At 61.0% G+C, this 25,688-nt stretch carries 23 protein-coding genes and 1 tRNA gene; 12 read left to right on the top strand and 12 right to left on the bottom strand.

Annotation, left to right across the window (positions count from 1 at the left end):
* Positions 1–44 precede the first annotated feature (44 nt).
* A complete protein-coding gene (locus tag ACR0BA_RS15895; RefSeq protein ID WP_480728887.1) occupies positions 45–3,110 on the top strand; it encodes an aminotransferase class III-fold pyridoxal phosphate-dependent enzyme in 3,066 nt (1,021 codons plus the stop codon).
* A gap of 43 nt (positions 3,111–3,153) precedes the next feature.
* On the opposite strand, the gene ACR0BA_RS15900 is transcribed toward ACR0BA_RS15895, so the two are convergent.
* Positions 3,154–3,630 carry a hypothetical protein gene (locus ACR0BA_RS15900; protein ID WP_170337651.1) on the bottom strand — a complete coding sequence of 159 codons (477 nt, stop codon included), beginning with the start codon at positions 3,628–3,630 and terminating at the stop codon, positions 3,154–3,156.
* Complete coding sequence (gene hemP / locus ACR0BA_RS15905) at positions 3,627–3,794, bottom strand: hemin uptake protein HemP (protein ID WP_005978533.1); 168 nt, start codon at positions 3,792–3,794, stop codon at positions 3,627–3,629. The genes ACR0BA_RS15900 and hemP overlap by 4 nt, the downstream gene beginning before the upstream one ends.
* Positions 3,795–4,014: 220 nt before the next feature.
* On the opposite strand from hemP, the gene gph reads away from it, so the two are divergent.
* A complete protein-coding gene (gene gph / locus ACR0BA_RS15910; RefSeq protein ID WP_480728889.1) occupies positions 4,015–4,689 on the top strand; it encodes a phosphoglycolate phosphatase in 675 nt (224 codons plus the stop codon).
* 222 nt (positions 4,690–4,911) lie between these two features.
* Here the strand turns inward: gph and ACR0BA_RS15915 are convergent, their stop codons facing one another.
* Both ACR0BA_RS15915 and ACR0BA_RS15920 read right to left on the bottom strand, forming a co-directional pair.
* Complete coding sequence (locus ACR0BA_RS15915) at positions 4,912–6,159, bottom strand: acetate/propionate family kinase (RefSeq protein WP_170337422.1); 1,248 nt, start codon at positions 6,157–6,159, stop codon at positions 4,912–4,914.
* Positions 6,156–7,544 (bottom strand): bifunctional enoyl-CoA hydratase/phosphate acetyltransferase, encoded by a 1,389-nt coding sequence (locus ACR0BA_RS15920; RefSeq protein ID WP_170366745.1) that lies wholly within the window; start codon positions 7,542–7,544, stop codon positions 6,156–6,158. The genes ACR0BA_RS15915 and ACR0BA_RS15920 overlap by 4 nt, the downstream gene beginning before the upstream one ends.
* 385 nt (positions 7,545–7,929) lie before the next feature.
* Between ACR0BA_RS15920 and ACR0BA_RS15925 the strand changes: the two genes are divergently transcribed.
* Positions 7,930–9,132 (top strand): APC family permease, encoded by a 1,203-nt coding sequence (locus ACR0BA_RS15925; protein ID WP_480728891.1) that lies wholly within the window; start codon positions 7,930–7,932, stop codon positions 9,130–9,132.
* Positions 9,133–9,176: 44 nt separating this feature from the next.
* Here ACR0BA_RS15925 and ACR0BA_RS15930 read toward each other — a convergent pair whose 3' ends face one another.
* Positions 9,177–10,772 carry a GMC family oxidoreductase gene (locus ACR0BA_RS15930; protein WP_480728893.1) on the bottom strand — a complete coding sequence of 532 codons (1,596 nt, stop codon included), beginning with the start codon at positions 10,770–10,772 and terminating at the stop codon, positions 9,177–9,179.
* A gap of 108 nt (positions 10,773–10,880) precedes the next feature.
* Here ACR0BA_RS15930 and ACR0BA_RS15935 point away from each other — a divergent pair, with 108 nt between their 5' ends.
* The 4 genes from ACR0BA_RS15935 (at position 10,881) to ACR0BA_RS15950 (ending at position 15,000) form a co-directional block, all read left to right on the top strand.
* Positions 10,881–12,119: a TRAP transporter substrate-binding protein gene (locus ACR0BA_RS15935; RefSeq protein ID WP_093962894.1), complete on the top strand. Its 1,239-nt coding sequence runs from the start codon at positions 10,881–10,883 to the stop codon at positions 12,117–12,119.
* Between the two features lie 66 nt (positions 12,120–12,185).
* On the top strand, positions 12,186–12,851 hold the full coding sequence (locus tag ACR0BA_RS15940) for a TRAP transporter small permease (protein ID WP_170357982.1): 666 nt from the start codon (positions 12,186–12,188) through the stop codon (positions 12,849–12,851).
* Positions 12,851–14,209 (top strand): TRAP transporter large permease, encoded by a 1,359-nt coding sequence (locus ACR0BA_RS15945; RefSeq protein ID WP_093962896.1) that lies wholly within the window; start codon positions 12,851–12,853, stop codon positions 14,207–14,209. The genes ACR0BA_RS15940 and ACR0BA_RS15945 overlap by 1 nt, the downstream gene beginning before the upstream one ends.
* Before the next feature lie 11 nt (positions 14,210–14,220).
* Positions 14,221–15,000, top strand: coding sequence for an IclR family transcriptional regulator (locus ACR0BA_RS15950; RefSeq protein WP_170357980.1), 780 nt, complete (start codon positions 14,221–14,223; stop codon positions 14,998–15,000).
* 98 nt (positions 15,001–15,098) lie between these two features.
* Here the strand turns inward: ACR0BA_RS15950 and ACR0BA_RS15955 are convergent, their stop codons facing one another.
* The 6 genes from ACR0BA_RS15955 to ACR0BA_RS15980 all read right to left on the bottom strand — a co-directional run bounded on the left by ACR0BA_RS15955 (position 15,099) and on the right by ACR0BA_RS15980 (position 19,546).
* Complete coding sequence (locus ACR0BA_RS15955; protein WP_480728896.1) at positions 15,099–15,560, bottom strand: c-type cytochrome; 462 nt, start codon at positions 15,558–15,560, stop codon at positions 15,099–15,101.
* 37 nt (positions 15,561–15,597) lie between these two features.
* Positions 15,598–16,497, bottom strand: a complete 900-nt coding sequence (locus ACR0BA_RS15960; RefSeq protein WP_480728898.1) for a c-type cytochrome — start codon at positions 16,495–16,497, stop codon at positions 15,598–15,600.
* Between the two features lie 9 nt (positions 16,498–16,506).
* On the bottom strand, positions 16,507–17,079 hold the full coding sequence (locus tag ACR0BA_RS15965; protein WP_480728900.1) for a c-type cytochrome: 573 nt from the start codon (positions 17,077–17,079) through the stop codon (positions 16,507–16,509).
* A 54-nt stretch (positions 17,080–17,133) separates the two neighbouring features.
* Entirely contained in the window at positions 17,134–17,454 is a 321-nt protein-coding gene (locus ACR0BA_RS15970; RefSeq protein ID WP_480728901.1) for a hypothetical protein, read from the bottom strand.
* Positions 17,455–17,478: 24 nt separating this feature from the next.
* A complete protein-coding gene (locus ACR0BA_RS15975; protein WP_480728903.1) occupies positions 17,479–17,928 on the bottom strand; it encodes a c-type cytochrome in 450 nt (149 codons plus the stop codon).
* 283 nt (positions 17,929–18,211) lie between these two features.
* Positions 18,212–19,546 carry a hypothetical protein gene (locus ACR0BA_RS15980; protein WP_480728905.1) on the bottom strand — a complete coding sequence of 445 codons (1,335 nt, stop codon included), beginning with the start codon at positions 19,544–19,546 and terminating at the stop codon, positions 18,212–18,214.
* 99 nt (positions 19,547–19,645) lie between these two features.
* Here ACR0BA_RS15980 and ACR0BA_RS15985 point away from each other — a divergent pair, with 99 nt between their 5' ends.
* From ACR0BA_RS15985 to ACR0BA_RS16005, 5 genes are all read left to right on the top strand, one after another.
* Positions 19,646–19,879, top strand: a complete 234-nt coding sequence (locus ACR0BA_RS15985; RefSeq protein WP_170357967.1) for a hypothetical protein — start codon at positions 19,646–19,648, stop codon at positions 19,877–19,879.
* Positions 19,880–19,889: 10 nt separating this feature from the next.
* Positions 19,890–21,362 carry a guanitoxin biosynthesis MBL fold metallo-hydrolase GntH gene (gene gntH, locus ACR0BA_RS15990; protein WP_480728906.1) on the top strand — a complete coding sequence of 491 codons (1,473 nt, stop codon included), beginning with the start codon at positions 19,890–19,892 and terminating at the stop codon, positions 21,360–21,362.
* 4 nt (positions 21,363–21,366) lie between these two features.
* Complete coding sequence (locus ACR0BA_RS15995; protein WP_170443700.1) at positions 21,367–22,347, top strand: CobW family GTP-binding protein; 981 nt, start codon at positions 21,367–21,369, stop codon at positions 22,345–22,347.
* A 128-nt stretch (positions 22,348–22,475) separates the two neighbouring features.
* Positions 22,476–24,149, top strand: a complete 1,674-nt coding sequence (locus ACR0BA_RS16000; protein WP_480728909.1) for a sulfatase-like hydrolase/transferase — start codon at positions 22,476–22,478, stop codon at positions 24,147–24,149.
* A gap of 47 nt (positions 24,150–24,196) precedes the next feature.
* Positions 24,197–25,423, top strand: a complete 1,227-nt coding sequence (locus ACR0BA_RS16005) for a DUF3179 domain-containing (seleno)protein (RefSeq protein ID WP_480728910.1) — start codon at positions 24,197–24,199, stop codon at positions 25,421–25,423.
* Positions 25,424–25,593: 170 nt separating this feature from the next.
* On the opposite strand, the gene ACR0BA_RS16010 is transcribed toward ACR0BA_RS16005, so the two are convergent.
* A tRNA-Met gene (locus tag ACR0BA_RS16010) sits at positions 25,594–25,670 on the bottom strand.
* Positions 25,671–25,688 lie beyond the last annotated feature (18 nt).

A 25,688-nucleotide genomic window follows, 5' to 3' on the forward strand; every position in this document is an offset into this window, starting at 1 on the left:
GACCAGATGAAAAGGGCTCCGGCGCGCGCGGGGCGGAAGTTCGAATGAATGATGTCAGTGAATTTTGGGCGGCCGCGCTGCGGCAGGTCTGGGGGCTGGACGCCCGGCTCTCGCGGCTGGATGGCGAGTATGACCTGAATTTCCTGGTGCAGGCCACCAATGGGCAGGACTACGTTCTGAAGGTCATGCGGACCGGGTGTGACCCGCAGCTGGTGGATCTGCAGATCAAGGCGTTGGAGCATATCGCAGACGAGGCCCCAGGGCTGCCGTTTCCCAAGGTCATCCCCGGTGTGGACGGCGGTTTGCTGCCGCAGATCGACGACGACGCGGGACGGCCACGGCTGGCGTGGCTGTTGGAGCGGCTGCCGGGCCGGTGCTATGCCAAGGCGGCGCCGAAGTCCGAGGACCTGATCCTGAAACTGGGCCGGGTATTGGGGGCGACCGATCGGGCGCTGGAGCGGTTTTCGCATCCCGGCCTGGAGCGGCCGGATTTCAAATGGGACCTGACCCGGGCCGGCTGGATCGCTGACAAGCTGGATGCGGTTGCCGACCCCGATCGCGCGGCCCTTCTGCGCGAGATCTGTGCGCAGTTCGATGCCGTCTCGGGCAGGCTGGCCGAGCTGCCCCGGCAGGCCATCCACAATGACGTGAATGACTACAACATCCTGGTGGAAGGAGAACTGTCCGAGCGCAGGCAGGTTTCGGGCCTGATCGACCTGGGCGACATGTGCACCGCGCCGCGGGTGTGCGAACTGGCAATTGCGGGGGCATACGTGGTGCTGGATCACCCACACCCCGAGCGGGCGCTGGCCGCGCTGGTGCGGGGCTATCACGCCGCAAACCGGCTGCGCCCGCAGGAAGTGGATTTGATCTGGCCTCTGCTGCGGATGCGGCTGGCCGTGTCGGTCGTCAATTCCACGCTGATGGCCGCAGAAAACCCGGACGACCCGTATGTGACCATCAGCCAGGCTCCGGCCTGGCGGTTTCTTGAGGATGGTTCGGTCAATGGCGAGATGATGCCGGCGCGGCTGCGGGCGGTCTGTGGGCTGCCCGTCACCGACGGAGCCGAGCGCATTCACGCGTATTTGTCCGAACATCGTGGTCAGTTTGCGCAGCTGTTGGGACAGGATCTGTCGGACGTTCCGATGGGTTCGCTGTCGGTCGAAAACTCGACCTGGCCGCAGAACCCGTTTCACATGCCGCTGGACGAGGCCGCGCGGGTGGGCGCGGAATTCGGCGACGGGTTGTGGCTGGGCTATTACAACGAACCGCGCCTGATCTATGCCGAGCCGACGTTCCGCAAGGGTCCGTGGAGGGCGTCGGACAGGCGCACGGTGCATCTGGCTGTGGATGTGTTCGCGCCGGCGGGGACGCCTTTGCTGGCGCCGCTGAGCGGGCGGGTCGAGGCGGTCGAGAACCGGGCGAACCATCTGGACTATGGCGGCGTGGTGATCCTGCATCACGAAACCCCCGAGGGTGACGCGTTCTATACGCTGTACGGGCATCTGGACCCCGAGGTCTGTGACCGGCTGAAACCCGGCGATCCGGTGGCGCAGGGGGCGGCGTTCGCCCGGCTGGGCGATGCTGGCCAGAACGGCGGCTGGGCGCCGCATGTGCATTTCCAGCTGGCCCTGACCACGACCGGCATGCAAGCCGACTGGCCAGGCGTCGCCGACCCGAACGAGCTGGACCTGTGGCACGCGGTCTGCCCGAACCCGGCGGCCCTGCTGAACCTGCCGGACGAGAAGGTCTTCTATCGCCCCACCGACAAGGCCGAGATCCTGAACAAACGGCGGGCGCATTTCGGCGGCAACCTGAGCCTGACCTATGACGACCCGGTGATGCTGGTGCGCGGCTGGAAACATCACCTGTTCGACGAATGGGGGCGGCCCTATCTGGATGCCTACAACAACGTGCCGCATGTGGGGCACGCACATCCGCGCATTCAGGCCGTGGCGGCGGATCAGTTGAAGCGGATGAATTCGAACACCCGCTATCTGCATCCGGCGCAGGTAGAGTTTGCCGACAAGCTGCTGTCGAAGATGCCCGATCACCTGCAGGTGTGCTTCTTCGTCAACTCGGGCACCGAGGCCAACGAACTGGCCCTGCGCCTGGCGCGGGCGCATAGCGGGGCCAAGGGCATGGTGACGCCCGATCACGGCTATCATGGCAACACCAATGCGGCGGTCGCCATTTCCGCCTACAAATTCAACAAGCCCGGCGGCGTGGGCCAGGCCGATTGGGTGGAACTGGTCGAGGTGGCCGACGATTATCGCGGCCGGTTCAAACGTGACGACCCCGACCGGTCGCAGAAATATGCCGACCTGGTCGACGACGCGATTGCAGCCCTGCAGCGCAAGGGACACGGGGTGGCCGGTTTCATCGCCGAGACCTTCCCCTCGGTCGGGGGTCAGATCATCCCGCCCAAAGGCTATCTGCCAGCGGTTTACGAAAAGATCCGCGCCGCCGGCGGCGTCTGCATCGCCGACGAAGTGCAGACGGGCCTGGGCCGGCTGGGCGAGTACTACTTCGGCTTCGAACATCAGGGCGCGTCGCCCGATATCGTGGTTCTGGGCAAACCCATCGGCAACGGCCACCCCCTGGGCGTGCTGGTCACCACGCGCGAGATCGCCGACAGTTTCGACAACGGGATCGAGTTCTTCTCGACCTTCGGCGGCTCGACCCTGTCCTGCCGGATCGGCAAAGAGGTACTGGACATCGTCGATGACGAGGGCCTGCAGGAGAATGCCCGCGTGATGGGCGCACGGCTAATGGATGGTCTGCGCGCGATCGAAGTCGAGTTCGCCTGCGTGGGCGACGTGCGGGGCATGGGCCTGTTTCTGGGGGTCGAGCTGATCAACCCTGACGGCTCGGAAGGCACCGAGATTTGCCGGTACGTCAAGAATCGGATGCGCGACCACCGCATCCTGATCGGCAGCGAGGGGCCGAAGGACAACATCCTGAAGATCCGCCCGCCTTTGACCATCGAGGCCGAAGATGTGGACATGATCCTGTGGGCGCTGCGGTCTGTGTTGGCCGAGGTGGGCGACTATGCCCCTGCCCCGGTGTGCGACCACAGCCATCACCATGACGGGTGCGGCTGCTGCTGAGAAACGCCCCGGCCGAATTCGGCCAGGGCACTGAACCGCGCTGTCAGTGCAGCACGGCCGAGGGGGTCTGATGGCCGGTGGTCGGCAGTGGAACGGCGGAGGTCATGCGCCGCAGGGCCAGCCCGAACTCTTCGGACAGTGACGCCAGCGCGGGCGCGAAATCGGGGCGTACGATCAAGGCGGCCAGCATCATCGCATCCTCGCGCGCCCCTTCCGAGGCCGCAGCGATCATCTGCGCGAAACAGCTTTCGTCCGCGCCCAGACAGGCGCAGCCCAGCCCGTGCCGGATCAAGGGGCGGCGGGCGTGATGGGCGCACAGGCTGCACAGACGATCCAGCGCCAGCATGGCCAGCTGCCCATGATCGGCGCCCAGCGCGATGTCGAAGTCATGTGCGGCGTCGGCACGGCCGGCGGCCCCGTCACTCCACATCCGCAGGTACATGACGGCGCCAGCCTCGATCGGGGTCAGATCGGCCAGCCGTCCGACCGGGGCGCCGCCCCGGGTCGATGCGCCGCTCATTTTGTCAGGATCAATTTACCCGCGCGGGTGATGCGCAGGGTATACAGCTGGTCGCCCAGTTCGATATGGGCCAGGTTGCCGCCCTGCGTCAGGTCCTCGGCCTTGTGGGCCGGCAGCATCGAAACGGCATAGGCTTGGGTCGGATTCGGGTTCTGCGCGTTCATCGGGTCATCTCCGGTTGTGTTCAGGCAAAGCGCCTTTTCCGTTCAACTTTCATGGATCTGGCTGGCCCGGAACCGGGTTGGCTGCGTGTCTTCATGCTTAATCTGATAAAAATACTAAGGTATGTCAAGTGCCGGTTTCCTGCTATTCGCACACCGAACCATTGCGCCCTTGCGGCAGGCCCGTTAGGCCGGGTCTCGGCACTTAGAGACGGGAGCGGAGATGACGGCGGCAATCGTGTTTGATCTGGATGGCACGCTGGTGGACAGCCTGGCCGACATTGCGGCAGCAGCGAACCGGATGCTGGCCGATCAGGGCTATGCGCCCCTGCCCGAAGAAACGATCCGGGGATTCGTCGGCAATGGTCTGCCAAAACTGGTTGAGCGCGTGATCCTCCACTGCGGACTGAGCATTGAGCGCCATTCCGAACTGACACAGGTCACGCTGAACCATTACAGCCAGGCATCAAGTGCGATCACCAGGCCTTATCCAGGTGTCAAAGACGCTCTGCGACGACTGCGGGCTGCAAGTATCGCGCTAGGGGTCTGCACCAACAAACCGGAAGCGCCCGCGCAGCATATCCTTGAGGTTCTGGATCTGGCGCAGTTCTTCGACGTGGTGATCGGCGGAGATACAGTGAAATCCCGCAAACCCGACCCCGCCCACCTGACCGCCACGTTCGAGGCACTGGGCACAAACGACGCGCGGGTCTTTGTGGGCGACAGCGAAGTGGACGCAGAAACCGCCCAACGTGCCCAAGTCCCATTTATTCTGTATTCGGAAGGGTATCGAAAGTCGCCGGTCTCGGAACTTCCCCATTTGGCCAGCTTCGACGACTTTGCGCGCCTCCCTGACCTGGCAATGCGCATCACGGGCTTATCTGGTACCGGGCTCTGAGGCTTTGGCTGTCAAGGGATTCAACTTTTTTGGGGGTTTTTGAGGGGCCGGCTGAGGGGGTAGGTAGCCAGCCCCTCTTCGGGGAAAGTGGTAGGCCAAGTTTGACCTTGGTTAATCAGACAATAGCCCAGCCCACCTCTGCCCGAAATTGGGGGTTTCCCGTAGAGAGACAGTTTTTGCGAAAAATTCGCCGAAGACCCCTCGCTGACGTCCAGCGCCTGATCACTCAGGCCCCGAACCATCGGCCGGGGGCGGCGAGGCTGGGCTCGCTTTGTCCAATAGCGTCTCGTACATGTGCGGATAGACGAAGCGAGCAGCCGCACGGGCGATCACCAGTTCCTCGTTGGTGGGGATGACCATGACCTGAACCCGGGACAGCGGTGTCGAGATAATCCGGGCGTGGTCCGTATTGGCATCATGGTCCAGTTCAATCCCCAACCACCCCATATTGACGCAAATCCTTTCGCGCACCAGCGCAGAATTCTCGCCGATCCCACCCGTGAACACCACCGCATCCAGCCCGCCCAGCACAGCCGCAAGGGCACCGAGTTCACGCCGTGCACGGAAATTGAAGTAGCTGATTGCCCGGCGCGCGCTGCCGCTGTCGGACTTTTCCAGCGTGCGCATGTCGCTGGACAGACCGGACAGACCCAGCAGACCGGATTTGCGATACAGAAGTTCGGTGATCTCATCCACGCTCATGCCCTTCTGGTCCATGAGGTAGAGGACGACACCGGGATCCAACTGGCCGCATCGGGTTCCCATAGGCAGACCGTCTATGGCCGAGAACCCCATGCTGGACCCGACCGAGCGGCCGTGGATCATACCGCACATCGACGCGCCGTTGCCCAGATGCGCCACGATGACCCGGCCGCCATGCAGCAGCGGCGCGGTCTTGGCCAGATGGCCCGAGATGTATTCGTAGCTGAGGCCGTGAAACCCATAACGGCGAACGCCCTTGTCATAATACTCGGTCGGCAAGGCAAACGTATCGTTGACCCAAGGGTGACTGCGATGAAAGGCGGTGTCGAAACAGGCAACCTGCACCGCATCGGGGAACCGCTCGACCGAGGCACGAACGCCGCTGAGGTTGTAGGGCTGGTGCAACGGCGCGAACGGCGAGAGTTCGTCAAGCGCTGCAAGGCTTTCAGGTGTCAGCAAGATCGGTTGATCGTGGTCAGGACCACCGTGAACGATGCGGTGGCCGACGGCTGCAATATTGGCCGCGGGAAATTGCTGGACGATCAGGTCCAGAACATGGTTCAGGGCCTCGTTATGATCGGCAATCCCGTCTGCCACATCACCGCCCAACGTGCGGCCATCCGACGTTTTGGCGCGAATGGTCGCGCCAGCGGCGCTGATGCGGTCCACGATTCCGGTGCAGATTGCAACCGGGTCATCGGATGGCAACGAAAACAGCCCGAACTTCAGAGACGACGAGCCTGCGTTCAGCGTGATGACATGGCTCATGACCGCCCCCCGGCAATGCGGGCGGCGTGCAGGGCAGCCACGGCGCAGGATGCCAAACGCGCCTTGTCGTCGTCCGCGCGGCTGTTCAGGATGATCGGCACCTTCGCGCCCAGAACCACCCCTGCCGCTTCGGCGTTGGCGATATATGTCAGCTGTTTGGCCAGCATGTTGCCCGCATCCAGGTTCGGAACCACAAGTATGTCGGCCTGTCCGGCCACTGGCGAGACAATCCCCTTGATCCGTGCTGCGGCCATGCTGACCGCATTGTCCATGGCCAGCGGACCGTCGACCAAGCCTCCTTTGATCTGGCCCCGTTCAGCCATTTTGGACAGCAACGCCGCGTCGATCGAGGACCGAATGGCCGGGTTCACCGTCTCGACCGCCGACAGTACGCCGACCTTGGGCGTTTCCATCCCGATCGAGATCGCCAGATCAATCGCGTTCTGGGTGATGTCGATCTTGGTTTGCAGATCGGGCTCGATATTGATCGCGGCGTCGGTCACCAGCAGCGGGTGCGGTTGCCCGGGCACGTCCATGACGAAAACATGGGTAAAGCGCCGGCCCGCGCGCAATCCCTGATCCTTCCGCAATGCGGCCCTCAGCAGATCATCGGTGTGCAGATGCCCCTTCATCAGCGCCCCGGCCCGGCCTTCGACCACAAGGTCGACGGCGATGCGGGCGGCTTCGCTGTGCTCTTCCGCGGCGACAATCTCGAAACCATCCAGCTTTTCGCCCAGTTCCTGCGCCGCCTGCCCGATCAGGTCCGGGCGACCGACAAGTATCGGCTCAATGATCGTTTCCCGCGCAGCCAGGATCGCGCCGCCCAGCGAGTTCGGGTCCTCCGGCGCGACGACGGCGGTCGGGATGGGATCCAGCGGCCGGGATTTCTCCAGCAACGCGTCGAAGTGACGGTGCCGCTGAACGATCAGGCCGGGAACCTCGATTTCGCGGAACGACAGCGCGCGGTCCGGCGCGATTACCACGGCCTTGCCGCTGACGATGACCGCGTCATCCCTGCATCGGGTGACGGTGGTATCCAAGACCACCTCGCGGTTGGCACGCTTTTCGGTGACGACCACGCGCGCCAAAAGCTCGTCCCCGGCCATGGCACGGCCCACGAAGTCGAACTGTTGCGACTTATAAAGCGTCCCGGCCCCGGGAAGGATGTTTCCCAGAACAGCCGAGATCAGCGCGCCCACGAACAGCGATGGCGCCACCGCCTCGGGCCGGTCGTCTCCATCCCCGTCCTCATGGGCCAGGTGCAGCGGGTTGTGATTGCCCGAATTCGCGGCGAAGGCATAAAAGTCATCCTCGGTGCACAGACGCTTCAGTTCGGCCGTGTCCCCGATGTTGAGCTGATCATAGGGTTTGTTGTGATACTGCATCTGGTTCAACCTGCGAATATTGCGCGCCGAACGCGGCCATACAAGGGCCGAGCGACCGGAGCTGTGTCGCCCGGAACCTGATGGATTACACGCGAAATGTCCAACTCATACCCCGGCACGTCACGTCATATTTGCGTGCCGGAAGACCTTGCACGAGCGATGCAACAAGACGTTGACAGCCACCCGGTTTTTTTGACGCGCCCGCCATCTGGCTTGGGAAAAGGCGATGGAACGCGGCACAACCAAGCGCCAGAGTTGAACGGGATACCGCTGATTGGTAAATCTGAGCGACCTTGGATGCCGGTACACATACCATGATCGCCCCTCAGCGATTGAACCCCCACCAGCGGCGTCCCGACGAGCACTGCGAGGCAGAACCCTTCCCTTGACGACCGAGTTGCAGAATACGCTGATCCTGTCCGCGGTCGTGGTGGTCTTGGCCATTCTGGTTTGGCCGGGTGTCGCCAATTCCCGGATGTGGCGAGCTTCGATCACCCCGTTGGCGTCGATCATCGGCAGCGGGTTCCTTGTTCTTGGTCCGATCCTGGACGTCAGTTTTGGCGATCTGGCCCCGCTTGCCATGCTGGGCCTCTGCGCCGCGGCCTGGGGGTTCGGAAGCGCAATTCGATACAACATCCGCGACATGGCGCACAGATCCGACCGCGGCGCCGGTATCGAGCGGGCCGAAAGAGTCGCGTCGGCAAGCCTGGCTTTTGCCTACTTCATATCGGTCGCCTACTACCTGAACCTGTTCGGCTCGTTTGGCGTGAGCCTGACCCAAGTGGACGACGCGTTCCATGCCCGCCTTGTGACCTCTGGCGTACTTGTGCTGATCCTTTTCGTCGGCTGCACCCGGGGGTTTTCCGCGCTGGAACGGTTGGAGCAGATTTCAGTCGGCCTGAAACTGGCAATCATCGCCGGGCTGCTTGTCGGACTTGCCACGTATTTTGCCGAGCAATACAGCCATGATGCACTTGTCTTTGACCCGCCGGCCGAGCGTGGCTCGCACGCGTTCATGTTATTGGCCGGGCTGATCGTCACCGTGCAGGGATTTGAGACCTCGCGCTACCTCGGCCACGCCTATGATGCGGAAACGCGAATTCGCTCCATGCGGTGGGCCCAGTTGATCGCAAGCGCAGTTTACCTGATCTATATCGGCCTGTTGACCTATTCGGTCGAACCGGGCGGCTTGGTTCTGGACGAAACGGCAATCATTGACCTGATGCAAGTCGTCGCCCCGATACTGCCCGTTCTTCTGGTTATTGCGGCCCTGTCGGCCCAGTTCAGCGCCGCCGTCGCGGATACAAGCGGGTCCGGTGGATTGCTGTCCGAGATTTCAGGCGGGCGCGTCTCTGAACGGACCGCCTATACCGTTCTGGTCGGCGTCGGGTTGATACTGACCTGGACATCGAATGTCTTTGAAATCATCAGCTATGCGTCGCGCGCCTTTGCAGCCTATTACGCGCTGCAGGCCGGCATCGCGGCCCGGTCGGCGTCTCAGCAGAACCTGCCCTTCCGCGCGTTGGTGTTTGCACTGTTCTGCATTCTTGGCGCAGCAATCGCGGTATTCGGATTGCCCGTCGAATGACGCTCTGACCTTACCCAGCCAATAACTGGCCGACAGACTCTGTGTCAGCCGCGTCCCGCGATCAGATCGCTGGCTTTCTCGCCGATCATGATGGCGGGTGCATTGGTGTTTCCGCTGACGATTTCCGGCATGATCGAGCAATCTGCAACGCGCAACCCCTCGATCCCTTTTACCTTCAAATCAGGTCCGACAACGGCCGCGTCGGTCGTGCCCATCGCGCAGGTTCCGGTCGGATGATAGATCGATACTGAATTCGAACGCGCCCAGTCCAACGTACCTTCATAGTCGTCACAGGACAGATCGGCCGTCGGTCGGAACTCCTCGGAGATCTTTGAGGCCAACGGATTGTGGCGCGCAATATTGCGAGCGATGTTGACGCCAGCGACGATCGTTCGGCAATCGGTCTCTGTCGACAGATAATTCGGGATGATTTTGACATAGCTGGCGGGGTCCGGTCCATCCAACCGCAACTCTCCACGGCTTTCCGGCCTGAGTTGGCAGACCGACATCGTGAAGGCCGAAAACGGGTGCACGCCTTCACCCGGGCTGTCCGCCGACCAGGGCTGGACGTGAAATTGGATGTCCGGGGTTTGAACATCGGGACGGGTCTTCATGAAACCGGTTGCCAGACTGGCCGCCATGGTCATGGGACCGGCCCGGAACAACGCGTATTTCAGCGCAATGCGGGCCTGGTTGAACAGGCTTCGCACCTCATCGTTCAGGGTCGGCTCGTTGCACTTGAATACCAGACGCGCCTGCAGGTGATCCTGCAGCCCCTTGCCGACGTTCGGCAAGGCGTGAACGGGTTCGATTCCGTTTGCCTTCAGATGATCGGGGTCACCAATGCCTGACAGCATCAGGATCTGCGGAGAGTTGATTGCCCCCCCGGACAGGATGACCTCGCGCCGGGCTTTCACCGTTTTGGTTTCGCCCGACCGATCGCGGTAAACAACGCCTGTTGCGCGCTTGCCGTCCATGGCAACCCGCGTCACCAGCGCGCGCGTGACGATCATCAGATTCTGACGGTTGCGGATGGGCTTGAGATAGGCGACGGCCGCACTGCAACGTCGCCCGTTGCGCGTGGTCAGCTGAAAATACCCGACACCCTCCTGGTTGGCGCCGTTGTAGTCGGGATTGAACGGATAGCCTGCGGCCTGTGCCGCAGCGACCCAAGCATCGCAGATCGGGCGCTGTATGCGCATATTGGAGACGGACAATGGCCCACCTACGCCATGATACTCATCCTCTCCACGCTCTTGATCTTCGCTGCGTTTGAACAGGGGCAAAACATCGTCCCAGCCCCACCCCACATTTCCCATCTGGCGCCAGCGGTCATAGTCCTCTTTTTGTCCGCGAACGTAGAGAAGCCCGTTCAACGACGACGACCCGCCCAACACTTTGCCGCGCGGCCAATCAATGGAACGCCCATTCAATCCCGGGTCAGGCTCGGTCCGATAGCACCAATCGACCGAGGGGTTGTGCATGGTCTTGAAGTACCCGACCGGGATGTGAATCCACGGGTTGGTGTCTGGTCCGCCCGCCTCGATCAATGCAACTTTGGCTTGGGGATCAGCACTAAGCCGATTGGCGATGACACATCCCGCAGAACCGGCACCGACAATCACATAGTCCACTTCCATGATCGGCTCCTCCCGAAGTTGCTAAAAAAACTCTATGCAAGATGCATGAATTAAGCTAGCATTTTTTGATACAAAACGTCTCATTAATTGCGAAACGGGAGGATAGCAATGGAGATCGGACGAAAGTTAAGTGGCATTTCACGGCGGGACTTTTTCCGCGTTGCCGGACGCTATGGCATGAGTTCCACTCTGCTGGCAGCAGGGGGTTTCGGTGGGGCCATGAGCCTTGCCAATCTCGCGCAGGCGGCTGAATCCACGTATGAAAAACGGTTCTCGAAAGAGCCCAAGCATACGCTGAAATTCGGTGCGGCAGGTTTCAACACGCGCAACCTTCTCATCGAACGGGCCGGCGCCATCGAGTTCGCCCGCGACCTCGAGGAACGCACGGACGGTGAGATTCGCATCGAGTTCATCGGCGACAACCAGATCTGCGGTCAGCTGAGCTGTGTCGAGAAAACCCAGCAGGGCATCGTGGACATTTACGCGGCCTCGACCCAGAACTCGGCCGGTGGCGCACCCTATCTGAACGTGTTGGACTATGCCTACATGTTCCCGAGCCGCGCGGCGCAGTATCATTTCTTCTACAGCCCCGCCAGCCAGCGGATCCTGCGCGAACCGCTCGAGAAGCGCCACGGGTTGAAGTTCCTGTTCACCCACTGCGAATTGCGCGGGCTGCAGATGGGGTCGACCTTTGCGGACAAGCCCACCGTCACCAAACTGGAAGAGCTGTTTGGCACCAAGAACCGCGTGACCGGCACTCAGCTGGGTCGGATCGCGATGCAGCTGCTGAACCTGAACCCGGTTCCGGTGGCTTGGGAAGAAACGCTGGATGCGCTGAAGACCGGTCTGATCGATGGGGCCGAAACCTGGGCATCGGCGGTGGCCTACGCGAACATGGCACCGGTCGTTTCCCAGTCGGTCAACCTCAAGTTCTTCTGCGGTACCGAACACACGTCGATGTCGGCCAAGGTCTTCGACAGCCTGGGCGGCGAGCTGCAGGATGCGGTCATGGAATCGTCCTACTTCACGCAGGCACTGATCCAGGGTGCAAACGAAGCCGCGCTGCTGAACACGGTCGGCTTCTCGGATCCGCAGCTGCCCAACACGATCTTTGCCGAGAACGGTGTGCGTGCGGCCTTCCTGCCGGACGACCAGATCAAGCTGGCAGAGGAAATGTGTGCCCCGAACTTCAACCCGGAACCCTGGGCAGAATGGCGCGAGCGCCTGAACAAGTGGGCCGGCGGCATCGACACCTATCAGGAGATCTACGACATCGCGCGCGAGATCCCGGCAGACACCCTGCCGGAAAATGTCGAGCCGCGCCGTTGGTGGATGGGCCAAGCCTGATAAACTGATTTGAACCGGCCCCGCGTGGGCCGGTTCAACCGAAGACCGACTGGGAGGACGGGGTTCATGTCATTTTGGGCAGACATCGGCGCGATATTCAGCGCCTTTCTCAGCCAGGATTCCTTTGAAATTCAATCAGCGTTGGAGTCCGACGCAGCGTGGGTTGTCGGCGCCGTCGTCGCTGCGCTGGGTGGGCTTCTGGTCATGCTGATCTATCGCAAGGTTCCCTTCATCGAGCGCCATCTGGAACGATCCGTGATGGTGTATTCCTATCTCGCCATTGCGCTGATCATCTTCTGGGGCGTGATCGACAGGTTCGTCTTCAATGACCAGGAACCCTGGTCCACAACGATTCCACCCTTGCTGTTCATGGTGATGGCGTGGTTTGGGGCCTCCTACAACGTGCGCCTCAGAACGCATCTGAGCTTCAGCGAATTCCGGACCGCGATGCCACGTGGCGGGCAGTTGGCCTGCCTGATCCTTGACGCGGTGCTATGGTTCATCTTCGCGGTCATAGTCATCGTGACCACGTCGCGGCTGGTGGCCTTGTCAGCGTCCAACTTCCAGATCGTTCTGGGCACGGACAACATCATGCAGTGGTGGTTCCTGCTGGCGGCACCTTTGTCATTCTTTCTTATGGTCGGCCGAGTGTTCCAGAACCTGGCGGACGATCTGCGCAACTTCAAAACAGGCGAGCCGCTGATCAAGCAGGCCGTGATCGGGGCAGACTGATGGCAGACGGAACTTGGGTTACTTTGATTTCGCTCGGCGTGACATTCCTGTTCATGCTGGGCGTACCGGTCCTTCTGGTCATCGGCTACTGGGTGATCGGCTGCTCGTTTGTTCTGGGCCTGACGCTCGACAACATGGGCGCCGAGCTTTTGAACGTGTTCAACAAGGGCTTCGCGCTGCTGGCCATGCCCCTGTTCATCCTGACCGGAGACCTGATCAACAAGTCGGGTATCGCCCGAAGGCTCAGCGATTTCGCCTATGCCTGTCTCGGCTGGATACGCGGCGGTCTGGCGATGGCTTCGCTTGGGGCCTGCGGGTTGTTCGCGGCGATCTCGGGGTCGAACTCGGCCACGACAGCCACGATCGGATCGATGCTGCACCCCGAGATGGTCAAAGGCGGCTATGACGAACGCTTCAGCGCCGCCACCGCCGCGGCAGGCGGCACAGTCGGCATCATCATCCCGCCGTCGATCATCTTCATCGTCTACGGTTTCCTGATGAACCTGCCGATTTCCGAACTTTTCGTGGCCGGCATCCTGCCCGGCGCGCTGATGGTGATCGGGATGCAGTTTGCCTGCTGGATCATCTGCCGCATGAACGGCTGGGGTCACCTGATCCCGCTGCAACTGAACCGAGTTCTGAAAACCGCCTTCGGCGCGTGGCTGGGCTTTTTTGCCATCGGGCTTGTGCTGTGGGGCATCTACACCGGCAAGTTCTCTCCGACCGAGGCCGCCGGGGTCACCGTTGGCTTCTGCGTCATCGCCGGGCTGGTGAGTTATCCGATCAACCGGATCATGGGTGCCCGCGACGATGTTTCCCCAACGGACAAGAGCTTTGCCGAAATGCTGGTGGTCGAGGGTTTCACGATCCCCGAGATCCCGTCAATCGTCATCCGTTCGGCACAGATAACCGGGATTCTGGCGCCTCTGATTGCCATCTCGGTGGTAATGCAGCAGATCCTTTCCCTGCTGGGGGCCCAGGAAACGATCGGCAATTTCGTGACCTCGATGGGGGGTTACCATGCTGTTCTGTTCACCTCGATGGTGATCGTGTTTTTCTCGGGCATGGTTCTGGAAAGCCTGCCGGTGACCATCATTCTGGCCCCGATTCTGGCGCCGATCGCAGCTTCGGTCGGGATTGATCCGATCCACTTCTCGGTGATCTTCCTTGTCGGAGCATCCATTGGCTTCATCACGCCGCCATACGGGCTGAACCTGTATGTCGCCTCGGGAGTTACAGGCGTGCCGTATTTCCGGCTTCTGCGGTATACGGTGCCTTATCTGGTGGCGTTGCTCTCGGTCTGGATTCTGGTGTCACTGGTGCCTGATCTGGCCTTGATACTACTGCCGAAAAACTAGACTGTAGCCGGATGACCGCGACGGACACACAAGACAAGGATACCCAGATTCCAACGAACCTGCGCCTGTTGCTGATCTTGGAAGAGGTCGCGCGGCGCGGGGTCGCGGTCAAACCGGCAGATCTGATCGAAGCGTTGGGTCTGGCAAAGCCGACGGTCCACCGGCTGCTGCAGACGGCCGAGGCCGAAGGGTTCCTTCAACGTGATCTGGACGGCCGGTCCTATGGGCCCGGCCCCCGGTTGCGGCAGATGTCCGTGAACACCGTGTCGTCCGAACATCTCCGCACGGCCCGCCTGGCCATTCTGCGCGGAGTAGCCGACGAAATTGGTGAGACCTGCAACCTTGCCATCCCCGACCGCGAGGGGATGATCTATCTCGACCGGGTCGAGACCAAATGGCCACTGAGAATCCAGCTGCCGATTGGGACCCAGGTGCCATTCCACTGCACCGCCAGCGGAAAGATGTACCTCTCGACCCTGCGCCGAAACACCTTGGATGGGTTTCTCTCGGCCCGCGGGCTGACCGCTAACACCGAGAAAACCATTACCGACCCCACGGCCATGCGTGCCGAGATCGCCAAAATCGCCCAGAACGGTTACTCGACCGACGACGAGGAGTTCATGCCCGGCATGGCCGCCGTCGCGGTTCCGGTCTTTGACGAGAATGACCGGCTTGCGGCCACTCTGTCCGTGCACGCCCCCACGCAGCGGCACGATCTGACAAGCCTGAAGCAATTCCTGCCACTGCTGCAGTCCGGGGCACTCAAACTGTCGGGTCTGCTTGCTTCATAGGGTGGCGAACACGGGACCGAGCCGAGCGGAGGCGAGTAGTGATCTCGCCCAACCGACTTGAGCAGACACAGAATTGACGCGTAAACTCCGACAAAAAATCAGTTGCCTGCCCGGGCTTCCGCCTCGGTACGTTGGCGTTGAATCGCGCGTTCGCGTTCGGGCCAACTGTCCTTGATAAACGCGAGGATGTCCCAGATATCCTGATCGGACAGGCTGTCGGCAAATCCCGGCATTCCGCTTTGGACCCCCGAGACTCCCATTCGCTTGAGCATCTCCTCGCCGCCCAACTTGGTATAGTCGAACAATAGGCCATCGCCATGATGCCAGGTGTGCCCGGTTCGATCATGCGGCGGGGCTGGCAGGACGCCGTCCGCATCAGGCGTTTGCCAATCGGCTTGACCCTCCAGCTTGGCCCCGTGACACGACGCACAGTTTTCGGCATAAAGCGCCGCCCCACGTAGCGGATCGGCGGATGCACCGTCAGGCACCCCTTTCGACTTCCACCATTGAGCGCTGGCCAAGCCGATGATCACAACGGCCACCCGTGTGCCCCATTTCATTATTGGCGAGATCGTTCGGCGCGGCGGCTCCACCTTTTCACCCTCCGTCATGGTCTTCGAGCAGGTAGGTGGCCATGGCGCGGCGGTCTTCTTCGCTCAGGAAGCTGGTGCCGTTGGTCACGACCTCGCCCATTGCGCCACCGAATACGTCACCGTCGGGCATGATGCCGGTGCGCAGGGCATAGGCCAGGCTGTCGACCGTCCAGCCCCGCATTTGCAGGGTTTCAGCGTCGATGGCTGGCGCCTTGTCGCCGCCCGGCAGGGCATCGCTTCCCTTGAAGTGCTCGGTAGCCGACTTGCGGGCGCCCAGCAGATTGCGCCCGGTGTGGCAGGCGGCGCAGTGGGTGGCGCCTTCGACCAGCAGCCGGCCGCGGTTCCACACATCACCTTTGCCGGGGACCGGATCGGTGCGCGGAGGATCAAGGAAGGCCGCGCGCCACAGTTTCAGCCCCCAGCGCTGGTTGAAGGGAAAGGCCATCTCTTGCGCGCGGGACGGCGTGGCCGCCGGGGGCACGGTCTGGAACGCCGCCCACAGGTCGGCGATGTCCTGATCGGTGAATTCGGCGTAGAACGGGTACGGGAAGGCCGGGTAATAGGGCTGCCCGTCCGGCGCCACGCCTTGGCGTACGGCCTTGGCGAATTCCTCGATCGACCAGCCGCCGATGCCATGGTCCGGGTCGGTGGTCAGGTTCGGGGAATACAGCGTGCCAAAGGATGTTTCGAGCCCGACGCCGCCGGCCAAGGGCGCGCCACCCTCGGCGAAGTTGGTGTGGCAGGCGATGCAGCCGCTCGCCCGCGCCAAGTAGGCCCCGCGGTCAACCTCGCCCGCAAGCTCGGGCAGTTTTGGCGTCAGACCGATCGGCCACGCGATCACGGCGGCAAGCCCCGCTGCAGCCAGTACGGCAGAGGCAAGGCCCAGACGATAGATGCGTTTCATCGTGGCACCCTATTCCGACCGAAACCGCGTGTGACAGGCCGAGCAGGTCTGGCCCAGCATCATGAACACGCCATCGGCGGGCATCTCGGACAGCTCCTCGCGCTTGGGGGTTCCGCCCATCATGGCCCCGCCCCCCATCATCGAGGCGCCACCCATCATGCCCGATCCGCTCATCATGCCGGACCCCTGCCCGGCACCGGCCATCATCAGCCCGTTGTCGGCCGCAAGGGCCAGCCCCTCGGCATAGGTCTGCAGCTGTTCGGCCAGTTCGGCGAAGGCGTCCCAGTCCTGCCAGATCGCGGGTTTGGCCTCGGAGGGCATGCCGTCGCTACCTTCGGGGAACAGCCGGGTCATGCTGTCGCCGGCATGGCGGCCGATCGTCTCTGCTGCGTCTCGGACGGTGCCGGCGTCATAGGTCGTCTTGCCCTGCATCATCGGCGTCAGGGTCTTCATGGCGTCCTTCATGGCGGACATGCCGTCCATGCGTTCCTTCACGATCCCGGTGGCGCCACCATGCGCCAGGGCGGTCACGGCCACCATCCACGCCAGCACGGCGCCCGTCGTCAGCTTGAAAAAGGTCATCGTCTTGTCCTGTATGTCTGCTTCAACTCGCCCCCAGAAGAGGCATTTCGTGACTCAGGACACGGCGCGCGGCGGGGGCGGGTCGAACAGGGCCACCGGCAACATCCGATACCGGCCCGACGGTATGGCACGGCGGCTGATCCTTGAAACCAGCGCGGAAACGACGGGCGCGGCCACGGTCATGGCCACGCCGTTGCAGAAGGCCCCGCCGTGGCAATGGCCCGGGTGGCCCTTTTCGACATGGTCGGGGTCGGATTCTTCCAGATCGACGACGGCATGTGTGCCCCCATCGCCCCCATGCGCAAAGGCGGGTTCCGAGAACACCAGAATACCGGCCAGAACCAGGCCCAAGGCCAGAACCCACCGTCCGATCATCCTGTCCGCCCAACTGTGCAAGGTTCAGTTTATCCCGTTCTCGCGCTGTAGTTCCCTGACATAGGCAACGATGCCCTGCACGTCTGCACGGGTCAAGCCAGTGACCGGCGGCATGTCGCCAAAGCGCCAGTGGTGGGCCTGAACACCATATTGAACCGCCCGCTGAAACGCCTCATCCCCGTGGTGGCTGGGCTCATAGATTTTGTGCACCAAGGGCGGCGCCAGCCCTTCCAGCCCCGTGGCATTCGCCCCATGGCAGGCTGCGCATTTGACGTCAAAGGCAACCTTGCCCATCTGGGCCGGCGCACTGAACGTCGCCGGCACGCTGACTTGCGCGATCGGGTCCCCCCGCGACAGCGACGAGGTGTCAGGCACCTCCTTCGAGTGCCCTGCAGGTTGTTGGCTGAGGTTGTAGGCGAACACGGCAGCGCCTGCGATCAGAACGCCGCCTACCAATAGCGTCAGTTTGTTCATCGGCTCGTTTCACTCGGTTGTTTTTGGCTTGGCGCGGGCGACACCAAAACGGTCTGACACTGATCAAACCTGCTTGACCTGCCGGTCTTGCCGCCTTGCGCACAGTTTCGGGGGGACTGTCTGCCCCATTCCCGCGCTGGAAGGTCAAGAAAAGTTTGCCGCAAGTTTCCCCAAAGCCGACGATGGACTGCAGCACCGAAACGTCAACGCCGAGCTGGGCCGCGCACGAAGCCATCAGTTGGAACTTGAAGACTTCTTAGCGGCGCAGGCTGCGACGGGTCTGTCAGTACTTCGCCAGAGATCCGAGTATCTTCTTCCGTATATCGGCGTCACTCGGAAAGATCCTTTGCACCAGAAATTCGGACGGAAAATCCGGCCACGTGGCGTCCAACTCATCAACAAGTCTTTGCGCTTCGTCAAAATTGCTCAGCTGATCATGTGCGACGGCCTGGAACAAAAGTGATGGCCCGCTGACGGGCGCTCCTGCAGCAGGCGCACCCTGAAAGGCATCGACAACGTTTTCGTAGTTCCCGAGCACCAGCTGCGATACGCCCCAGATATTTCTCGCCCCAAATCGGCCGGACCCGGATCTGACCCGCGACGGATTGCTGACCTCCGCCGCTAGGCCAGGCTCGTTCGCAATCAGGGCGGCAATCCCGACAAGGTCCAGAACATGGCCGTCTTCAGGCGCAAGTTCAGCAGACAGCCGCGCGTATTTCAAAGCCTCATCCGCGTCGCCCGACACCGCCAATCGCAAGCCATTCGAGGCATTGGCCCATGCACCCGACGGCGACAACTCAAGCGCCGTTCCTGACATTTGGGATGCTTGGCGCAACAGATCCTCTCGTGTGTCCTCGTCTTGAGACAGCAGAGCCAGTGTGGCCAAGACCTGAGCCATTCCCGCATAGCCATCGGGCAAGGCCGGGTCGAGCTCGGTGGAATGCTGGAACATTCCCAAGGCGATCTGCTGGCGTTTGACATCGAAGACCGGAAAGAACATCCCCCGCGCCTGATCCGCCAGGTTGGCCGCCTGCAATCTGGCAAGCGACTGCTGACCAAGCGCAGCCCGTTCGGCCTGCCGGGTGGTGTTGGAGGGTCGCCCGGCCTCGTCGTTGCCGGGTCTCAGCCACATGCCCAGCATGACGATCATGGCCACAACGCCCAGCCCGACCAACAGAAGTCCACGCAGGTGCCTGGGCCCGCCGGGCGGGCCGTGGCTTGCCAGGTCTGACTTCGGATCATCCGGGGAAGCTTGGTGCGAAAACCGCGGTTTGTATCCGCCAGGATCGATGAAGATCCGAACGCCCTGGCCGTCCCAATGGTCTTCGTAAAACTCACGCAGCAAACGCCGTAGTCGCCTGGCCTCTACCCGAACCAGATTTCGACCGCCGCTGCCATCAATGCTGCGGCCGTACACTTCGACGGCAATGGCCTTGCCGCGAATCTGGGAACCGCGACCGGCGAGGGTTTCCTCGACGACATAGGTCAGAAACTGCTGAAGCCGGGGTGAAGTTTGGAACTCGGCGCTGGCAACAACGTCACGCAGCGCCAGCCGAACCAGGTCAGGTGATGGTCGCCCAACATCTTGATCTATCGATAAATCATTGGCTTGGTTCACTGCAAACTCACCCCCAACTCACGGTGACTCACTTGGCCGCCCCGGTCAACCGCACGCATCTTGATGCGAGAATAGATAGTGGGAATCGGGCCTTATCCAGTGACGGACGACCTCAAAGACGAGCTACCCGAGCTTTCGACTGCGCTTTCCAGCCAGTTCGAGCCAGACGCGTTTCTGAGCGAGGCCATCGAGGACTTCGGCAAAGTCTGCGCAAAGCTCAAGGATACGTCGATCACCGCGTCCGAGCGCGAGGAATGGGCCCACATCAAATCTGAACTTGTGAACGAGCTTCGTCGTCTGGCGAAGCGCAATCTTAGAAACGCATCCGACTGAGGGTATCGCAATGACCGACAAAGACCAAAGCACCGATCACGAAAAAGAGCAAAACCAGCCAGCGGATGAAATCGAAAACCCTTCGCGCCGGCATGTCATGCAGGGGCTGGCGGCAGGTGCGGTGGCAACGGGGGCTGTCAGCTACGGCTCCGGCGCAGCACAGGCCCATGAGGGGGACGGCCCTCTGGGTGAAAGCCTAAAGAACCCCTATGGCGGCCGGCCTGCCGGCGGCATCACTTTGCCGGAGTACTTCCGGCCGACGAAATACATGACCGGGTCGAACGCAAACTATTTCCCGCTTTCCGAGGAATTGGGGCCCGACGAGATGCGCATATCCTTTTGCGGCTCAACACCATATCCGCCGCGGGAAGATCAAGCGGGTACTTGCATCATGGTTGAGTTGGGAAATGGAAAGCGGTTTTTCTTCGATTTCGGGTCGGGTTGTGTGCGCAACATCATTGCAATGCAGGTTCCGGGACAACTGATAAACGACATTTTCATTTCCCACCTGCATGTCGATCACTACGCCGACATCCCCTATATCTATCCGTTCAGAGCTTGGTCGGGAGGCTACACGCCGCTGCGGATCCACGGCCCGTCCGGTCGGACTCCCGAGCTTGGAACGGCGGGCATGGTGGAAGGCATGAAGCAAATGCTGAAATGGCATTTGGAGGCTTTCGACGTATTCCCGATCGGAGACGGCTATGAAATCGAGGTCAACGAGTTCGATTTCCGTCAGGAAGGCGGCATCGTCTACGACGAAGACGGCGTCACCGTGCGCTCGTGGCCACGCAGCCATGCCAAGGACGGCGCCGTCGGGTATCGCCTGGATTGGAACGGCCTGAGCTTCGTTTGGACCGGGGACGGCCGACCGGATGAATTGAGCCTTGAATACGGCAAAGGCGTTGATGTGTTCGTCACCGAAATGTCCGGTCAGGATATCGGCCAGTTGATGACCTACAAATACGGCCTGCCGCAGGAGCTGTTCAACTACACGATCGATACCCATCACACCTCGCATTATGCGGTTGGCAAGATGATGGCTGAGGCACGCCCCCGGCTTGCGATGGTGACCCATTACACGCAGGACGAGGACATTGATGCCGAGATGCTGGCGGGTATCCGGGCCCATTATGATGGGCTGTTCGCCTGGGGTCTGGACGTGGCCGTGGTCAACGTCACAAAAGATGCGATCTGGTATCGGAAGGCGACACTGCCCGGCAAGTCAGGCTCGGTCGCACCGTTCCGTGAATTGGGCAAGATGGAAGCCGAAGGCAAGATCACCTTGCCCGATGAAATCAAGCCACCTGCCCCGCGGTCATCGCGCGCCGAACAGCAGGACCAAAAGTACCGCGACATGGAGATCGACCCCAAGGAATACTACCCCTCCGACGTGTTCCGCGCGCCCAATCCCGAATGGCCCAGCGACTTTGTGATCAAGACCGACGACGTCATTCCAAACCGCAAGAAGAAGACGGAGTGACAGTATGATCGAGTTTGGTTCGACTGCGGCAATTCCGGTCACAATTCTTACCGGCTTTCTCGGGGCGGGGAAAACAACCCTACTGAACCGCATCCTGACCGGCAATCATGGTCTGCGGGTTGCGGTTCTGGTCAACGATTTCGGCTCGATCAATGTGGATGCTGATCTTGTGGTTGGCCTGGAAGACGATGTGATGAGCCTGGCGAATGGTTGTGTGTGCTGCTCGATCCGGGATGACCTGATCGAAACGGTCGAGGCCGTTCTCGCCCGACCGGAGAAACCGGAATACATCGTCCTCGAGGCCAGTGGCGTATCGGACCCGTCCTCGATCGCGATGACGTTCACGGACCAGAAGTTCCGGGACATGATCCGCCTCGACAGCCTGATGTGCCTTGTCGACGCCGAGCAGCTGTTCGCTGCACCAGAGCAGATGGAGTTGAAACTCAGGCAAATCGCGTTCTCCGACATGGTCATCTTGAACAAGGTGGACCTGGTCAGCAGAGAAACAGTCCAGAAAGTGCACGACTGGCTCGGCTCGCGTTTCCGCAGGTATCGCCTGGTCGAAGCGGTCAATGCGGATGTCCCGCTGGACATATTGCTGTCGGTCGGCCGGTTCGCTGCCGAACAGCTTGAGACAGAAGTGCCGGAGCATCATGAGCATGGGCCTGACTGCGGGTGCCGACACGCTGATCATTCAGACGGCTTTTCAACAACGATGATGAAGGCCGAGCAACCCATCAGCCTGTCATCGCTGAGAGGCGCAATTCGAAAGCTTCCGGGCGACGTCTATCGCCTCAAAGGATTTGTTTTCAGCGAGGAGGACCCGGACCATCGCATTCTTGTGCAGGTCGTCGGAAAGCGCATGGACATCTCACGGGATGGCGCATGGGGTGACCGAAAACCCGAGACGCGGCTTGTAGCGATCGGCGCGCCCGGTGCGCTTTCGGAACATGTGCTAACCGACGCCCTGTTCGAAACAGCCTAACGATCACGCCGGTGGTTTGCCCCCAAACGGGGCGACCGGCCCTCGTGCCACCGCCCCTGAATTTGATTTAGGGACCGAAATAATTAGACTTGTCGCAGTCGCAACCATCCTGCAGCGGGGAAACCCTTATGTTCACAAGACTCTTTTGTTTGGCGCCGGCCATTTCGATCCTGTTGTCTTCCCCGCTTTATGCGCAGGACACGCCGATCATCCATGACGCACAGTACTATATACTGGAAGCGCAGAATGGCGAGCAGTGGGTTGAAGACAACGCTGCCGTCGATGCGTTACTGGCCGAATTTCGGGAAGGCAATTCTGGCAACCCTCCCAACATCGTATCCATTCTGATCGACGATCTGGGTTTCGGCGACATGGGCATTCCCGAACTGAATGCAGTACGTGGAATTGAAACCCCCAACATCAATGCGTTCTCGGACGAAGCCATGCGCATGGTTCGAATGTATACCGAGCCCTCCTGCACGCCGACGCGCGTGGCCCAGATGACTGGGCGCCTGCCGGTGCGCATGGGCATGGGCGATACGACGGTCGACATTGCCGGCTTTGGCCTTCCCGGAGATGAGGTCACGCTGGCAGAGGTTCTGAAAGAGGCCGGCTATGCCACCAGCCATGTCGGCAAGTGGCATATGGGCGATATCGCCGAAAGCTGGGCGATGAACCAGGGTTTCGACTATGCGCAGCATGCCATCCATCAACAGGGTCAGCTGACGATCTTCAACGATGACGCCATCCGCGAGCAGGTCTCGGTCGGCATCCAGGACTTTGAAGAGGACTACATCGTAGACGATTGGTTCCGCCCCGATCCTGCCGCCATGGCCACCGTCATCGAAGGTGAGGCTGGCGGTCCAATCCGCGAAATCCGCATGCAGCCCGGCGAGCGGTGGGACGCGGAAAAATACGATGAGATGAACGAGCAGTTCCAGCTCAAGGCGCTGTCTGAACTGCAGCGGCTGGCAGGCGGCGACACCCCCTTCTTTCTGCAGTACTGGCCGATGATCCCGCTGGACAACACGCGTGCAGGACGCGACGGCCCCGAAAGCGTGAATGGCGGCCTTTACGCCGACAAGTTGCAACTGCTGGACGAATATCTGGGCGTGCTGTTTGACGAGATGGAGACGCTTGGCGTAGCCGAAAACACCATTGTAGTGCTGATGGGCGACAACGGACACTTCACGAAATATTCCCCACAGTCAGGTTTCACGCCGATGATTTTCCGCGGCGGCAAGGGAGATACGACAGAAGGCGGCGTACGTGTGGATGCCTTCATCCGCTGGCCCGGAATGATCGAGGCGGACTCGATCGTGAACAACATCATCCATGTGTCGGATCTGTATACGACCCTTTCCCGCCTCGCTGGTGCCGACGCGTTCATCCCACGGGACAGGCTCGTGGATGGGGTGGACCAATCCGCGTCAATCCTGTTCGGTGATGAGTCGAAAACGCGCCGCGATCACGTGATCATCTATTCGGTGGCGTCCCCGAAGGCGATCGTGAAGGATCAGTTGAAACTGAACCTTCCGGGTGCCGGAGAAAGTGCAATTCTGGCGAATTTTTTCGATATTTATCGGGATACGCATGAAAAGTACCCGGTTTCGACCGAAGTCGGCGCATGGGGCGGCCAGGAATTCCAGCGCATTCTGGGCCGGCATCTTGCCCGCAAGAAGCTGTATCCTGATACCGAACCTGCGCGCGGCGTGCCTTATGAAGGCATCGAAAACCTGCGCCCGGAAACCGTTGCCGCGGTCGAAGCCTTTCTGACCAAACAGGCTGCGGTCGAACGCTAACTGCAATCCGACCTCACCTCGGCCCGCCACGTTCAAGAGGCACCTCCATGCTTGCCAACCTGATCTTCTATATCGGACTCGCTGTCTCGCTCGGGATTGGCTTTCTCTATTTCCGCGACCTCGGCGACGTCTCCCAGATGTTGTTGAAGGTAAAGCGAGAAAACATGATCCGCTTCATTCGCAACGAATATCGGTTGATCGGGCTTGGCCTTGCGGCTTTTGCGGTTACGACCATAGCCCGCTTTGCGTTCGGTGCCGGCATCGGCGCGATCTGGTGGGTGGGGGCGGCTCTGGCATTGGTTCTGTATGGCTTTCCCTATGTGTGGGTCCATTTGGGATTGAGAAACCAGCTCAACACAGCCCGGTACTACAGCATTGCCGAAGCGGAACGGTTCGTCGGACCGACCGCGCCCGTGATCGTGATGACAAACGGCGATCACGCCCGGGCACATCCTGACGCCCAGATCATGCGGCCTCACCTTGCCGGCGACGCCAGGGGGCTTGGGGGCGAAGACGTCGTCATGACCTATTGTGCAATGGCCAATCTTGGTCAGGGTTACAGGCCATCCATCGAAGGAAAGCGGCTGAATCTTCAAGTTCTAGCGCAACATGGCAACAACCTGATCCTGCGGGACGACGACACCGGGGAACCGATCCAACACATCTATGGGTTCCGAGAAGCGGATCGGGACACCGCGTCGGACGGTCCCGCCTGCCCATTGCGCCCGGAAGCTCAAATGGAGCCATGGCCAACATTCCGCATGACATTCCGTGGCTTCAGGAAAGCCTACCCGGACGGTGAGGTCTTTCTGAACAAGCCGTCAAGCAACTCGTTCCTGAGACTGCTGGACATGGTGCTTGAGATCGTTTTCGGATGGGGGATCGCCAGGCAGCATCAAGAGGCTGACCCCGTCATGGACAACATGGAGCGCGCGCCCGACACACGCCTGCCCAACAAGACACCTGTTTGGGGCGTGACCATCGGGTCGGATGCCGTCTGTTGGACCGACGACTTCGTGGTTGACCAGAACTGGCTGGTGAACACACAAGTCGGTGGGCGTGATCTTGTGGTGCAAATAGACCCACATTTCGAAAGCCTCGGGGTCTGGTACAACGACAGCGAAAAACCAGTAAAGCGATGTGACTTTTGGGGAAATAGCGATCAGGGGCAACTCACGCGGGTTGAAACCTTGCGCGCCGGGCTGTTCTGGCACGTCTGGGCAGAGTTCTTTCCCAACACAGATGTCAATCGCATTGGCGGCAGCGCGACGTAAGTTAGGCGGATCGGCTCATCGGGCGTGAAAGTGCCGCGCCACAGTGGAACGCTTTCGGAGAAACACTCCCAAAGCGCATTTGCTTCGCGTCCCAAGACATTACCCTATCGGTAAAGGATTAGCCTTGGCCCACAGCTTGGATTTTGTGGATAGGTTTGATTTTGTGGATTTGGTTGCGGGAGCAGGATTTGAACCTGCGACCTTCAGGTTATGAGCCTGACGAGCTACCGGGCTGCTCCATCCCGCGACACTTTGGGTTGGTCTG

The sequence above is a fragment of the Ruegeria sp. CI5 genome (genome assembly GCF_056536885.1).